2 protein-coding genes are annotated in these 4,439 nt (G+C 62.6%); one reads left to right on the top strand and one right to left on the bottom strand.

Translation table 11 applies throughout. The features are described 5' to 3' along the window. Window positions 1-3,053 (bottom strand): glutamate synthase central domain-containing protein (locus EOA22_RS25215; protein ID WP_245478682.1); only part of this gene is annotated, 3,053 nt, incomplete at its 3' end. A gap of 491 nt (window positions 3,054-3,544) precedes the next feature. On the opposite strand from EOA22_RS25215, the gene EOA22_RS25210 reads away from it, so the two are divergent. After that, window positions 3,545-4,439 (top strand): low specificity L-threonine aldolase (locus EOA22_RS25210; RefSeq protein ID WP_164755804.1); only part of this gene is annotated, 895 nt, incomplete at its 3' end.

Raw genomic sequence — 4,439 nt, 5'->3', positions numbered from 1 at the left:
TTGTGGCCGGGCAGCTGACCGCCCTCGCCGGGCTTGGCACCCTGCGCCACCTTGATCTGCATCATGTCGGAGTTGACGAGGTATTCGGCCGTGACGCCGAAACGTCCCGAGGCGATCTGCTTGATCGCCGAGCGTTCCGGGTTCTTGCCGCCGCCCGGCAGCGGCAGATAGCGGTCGGCCTCTTCGCCGCCCTCGCCGGTGTTCGACTTGCCGCCGATCTGGTTCATCGCGCGCGCCAGCGTCGTGTGCGCTTCGCGCGAGATCGAGCCGAACGACATCGCTCCGGTCGAGAACCGCTTGACGATGTCGGCCGCCGGCATGACGTCGTCGAGCGCCACCTTCTTGCGGCCGGTTTCCCCGGCCAGCTTGAGCTTGAACAGGCCGCGAATGGTCTGGGCGCGGGCCGTCTCGCTGTCGATCTGGGCGGAATAGTCCTTGAAGGTTTCCCACGATCCCTGGCGCACGGCGTGCTGCAAGGTGGCGACAGCATCTGGCGACCAGATATGCGCCTCGCCGCGCATGCGGAACATGTATTCGCCGCCGACCTCGAGGCTGTTGCGCAGCACGGGGTCGTTGCCGAAACCGTCATTGTGGCGGCTGAGCGTCTCGGCCGCGATCTCGTCCAGGCCGACGCCTTCGATCAGCGTCGCGGTGCCGGTGAAGTATTGCTGCACGAAATCGGTCTTCAGGCCGATGGCGTCGAAAATCTGCGCGCCGCAATAGGACTGGTAGGTCGAGATGCCCATCTTGGACATCACCTTGAGGATGCCCTTGCCGATCGACTTGATGTAGCGCGAGACGACTTCGTAGGCGTCCACTTCCTTCGGCAGTTCGCCGCGCTTGTGCATGTCGAGCAGCGTGTCGAAGGCGAGGTAGGGATTGATCGCCTCGGCGCCATAGCCGGCGAGGCAGCAGAAATGATGCACTTCGCGCGGCTCGCCGGATTCGACGACGAGGCCGACCGAGGTGCGCAGCCCCTTGCGGATCAGGTGATGATGGACCGCCGCCGTCGCCAGCAGCGCCGGGATGGCGATGCGGTCGGGCCCGACCTGGCGGTCGGACAGGATGATGATGTTGTAGCCGCCGGCAACCGCCGCCTCCGCCCGCTCGCACAACCGATCGATGGCGCCCTGCATGCCCGCGGCGCCTTCGGCGGAGCCATAGGTGATGTCGATCGTCTTGGTGTCGAAACGGTCCTCGGTGTGGCCGATGGAGCGGATCTTCTCGAGATCGCCATTGGTCAGGATCGGCTGGCGCACTTCGAGCCGCTTGCGGCGCGAATTGCCGACAAGGTCGAAGATGTTGGGCCGCGGCCCGATGAAGGACACCAGGCTCATCACCAGCTCCTCGCGGATCGGGTCGATCGGCGGGTTGGTGACCTGGGCGAAGTTCTGCTTGAAATAGGTGTAGAGCAGCTTCGACTTGTCCGACATCGCCGAGATCGGCGTGTCGGTGCCCATCGAGCCCACCGCTTCCTGGCCTGTCGTCGCCATAGGCGACATCAACAGCTTGGTGTCCTCCTGGCTGTAGCCGAATGCCTGCTGACGATCGAGCAGGCTGACATCCTTGCGCAACGCGCGCGGTTCGACCGGCTTCAGATCTTCGAGGATCAGCTGCGTGTTGGCGAGCCAGGTCTTGTAGGGATGCTTGGTCGCGATCTCCGACTTGAGCTCCTCGTCGGAGACGATGCGCCCCTTCTCCAGGTCGATCAGCAGCATGCGGCCGGGCTGCAGCCGCCACTTCTTGACGATCTTCTCCTCCGGCACCGGCAGCACGCCGGCTTCCGAGGCCATGATGACGCGGTCATCGTCGGTGACGATGTAGCGTGCCGGGCGCAAGCCATTGCGGTCGAGCGTGGCGCCGATCTGGCGGCCATCGGTGAAGACCACCGCCGCCGGTCCGTCCCACGGCTCCATCAATGCCGCATGGTATTCGTAGAAGGCCTTGCGATCGGCATCCATGAGCTTGTTGCCGGCCCAGGCTTCCGGAATCAGCATCATCATGGCATGGCTGAGCCTGTACCCGCCCTGGAACAGGAACTCGAGCGCATTGTCGAAGCAGGCGGTGTCGGATTGGCCGTCATAGGAAATCGGCCACAGCTTCGAGATGTTGTTGCCGAACAGTTCGGAATCGACCGACGCCTGGCGCGCAGCCATCCAGTTGTTGTTGCCGCGCACGGTGTTGATCTCGCCATTGTGGGCGACCATGCGGTAGGGATGCGCCAGCTTCCATGACGGGAACGTGTTGGTCGAGAAGCGCTGGTGGACGAGGATCAGCGCGGTTTCGAAGCGCGGGTCCTTGAGGTCCTTGTAGTAGGCCCCGACCTGATAAGCCAGGAACATGCCCTTGTAGACGATGGTGCGCGCCGACAGCGACACGCAATAGGCGCCGATGTCCTTGTTGTCGTTCTCGGCATAGATGCGGCCCGAGATGACCTTGCGCAGCAGATAGAGCCTGGCCTCGTATTCCTCGTCATCGGTAATGTCTGGCGTGCGGCCGATGAAGATCTGCCGATGGAACGGCTCGGATGCCACGATGTCGGGCGCCTTCGACAGCGACGAATTGTCGACGGGCACGTCACGGAAACCGATGAGCGGAAGTCCCTCGGATTGCGCCGATTCGGCAATGATGTCCTCGATATGGGCGCGAAGGGCCGCGTCCTGCGGCATGAACCAGTGTCCGACGCCGTACTGGCCCGCCGGCGGCAGCTCGATGCCCTGGGCTGCCATCTCGTCACGGAAGAACTGGTCGGGAAGCTGCACCAGCACGCCGGCGCCATCGCCGACCAGCGGATCGGCGCCGACGGCGCCGCGATGCGTCAGGTTTTCGAGCACAGCAAGCCCGTCCTCGACGATCTGATGCGACTTCACGCCCTTCATGTTGACGATGAAACCGACGCCGCAGGCGTCATGCTCGTTGCGTGGATCGTAGAGGCCCTGGGCGGAAAATCCGTTGGCGCTTCGGCCAATATTGGATCGCAAGGTGGTTTTGACGGTTGCCGCTTTCGTCTGCGCGGCCTGGCCGTTCGTCGCAGAGTGCGTCATGTCCGTCATCTCCTGTCCTCCTTCCCAGCCATTCAGGCGCTGGTTTGCCTCGGCAAGCGCTTGGCTCACCCTGATCCTTGTGGCACGTCTTGCGAAATCCTGTCGAACCAGGCGGCTTTCCGCATGGATCGCATCTGGTAATCGTACAGGCCAGAGTCTGGCTGTCCACCTGTCGCTCGCGGCAACAGCCGGAGAGGCCCAAATGATACGCCAATCCAGCTCGTTTTGTGCGACAAAATAAGACAGCACTACTGTCCTAAATTTTTATGGCAGAAATCCCGGACGCACACAAGACCGATTTGCAAAAAACTTGGGGCATTCGCGACAGAAAATGTCGTGAAGCTGAGGAAAAACGTAAGCTTCAGTCGTCGGCCTGGGCTTTGCCCGTTGGCTGGCTTTACTGTTTTTCCGGCGCCTGGCCCTTGCGATCAGCACGCGAAACCGGTCAACTTCAGTCTGATTTCCCCAACCCCCCGTTCTCCCAAGACATAGGCAGATGCATGTTCTTCGCTTCCGACAATTGGGCAGGCGCCCACCCCAACATTGCCGCCGGCCTGTCGGCCAATGCCGGCGGCTTTTCCACCGCCTATGGCGACGGAGCGCTCGACCAGGCAGTCTACCAGCGCTTCAGCGAGATTTTCGAACGCGAGGTCGCGGTGTTCTTCGTCGCCACCGGCACGGCCGCCAACTCGCTGGCGCTGACCGCTTACAACAAGCCGGGCGGCATTTCCTTTGCTCATCGCGAATCGCATGTCATCGAGGACGAATGCGGCGCGCCGGTGTATTTTTCCGGCGGCTCACGCCTGCATGAGATCGATGGCGCGCTGGGCAAGATCGATCCGCACAATCTGGAAAGGACCATCGGCCGTTTCGCACCGGAAATCGTCCATTGGGGACGGCCGATGGCCGTTTCGATCACCCAGTCGACCGAGGTCGGCACCATCTACGGCCTGGATGAGATCGAGACGATCGCGGCGATCGCCAAACGATATTCGGTGCCCTTGCACATGGACGGCGCCCGCTTTGCCAATGCGCTGGTCGCGCTCGACACGTCGCCAGCCGAAATGACCTGGAAACGCGGCGTCGACATCCTGTCCTTCGGCGGCACCAAGAATGGCTGCTGGTGCGCCGAAGCGATCGTGCTGTTCGATCTTGATCGTGCCAGGGAATTGGCGTTCCTGCGCAAGCGCGCCGCCCAGCTGTTTTCGAAATCGCGCTTCGTCGCGGCGCAGTTCGAGGCCTATTTCAAAGACGGATTGTGGCTGGACACCGCCCGCCACGCCAACGCCATGGCCGCACGCCTTGCCGCCGCGATCGAGGATTCGGCCACGGCAAAACTGGCATGGCTGCCGCAGGCAAACGAGGTTTTCGCAGTGATCAAGACAGCCGAAGCTG

Source organism: Mesorhizobium sp. M7A.F.Ca.US.014.04.1.1, from assembly GCF_003998745.1.
Lineage (GTDB): Bacteria > Pseudomonadota > Alphaproteobacteria > Rhizobiales > Rhizobiaceae > Mesorhizobium > Mesorhizobium ciceri.
This window is presented reverse-complemented; position numbering and strand designations above follow the sequence as displayed.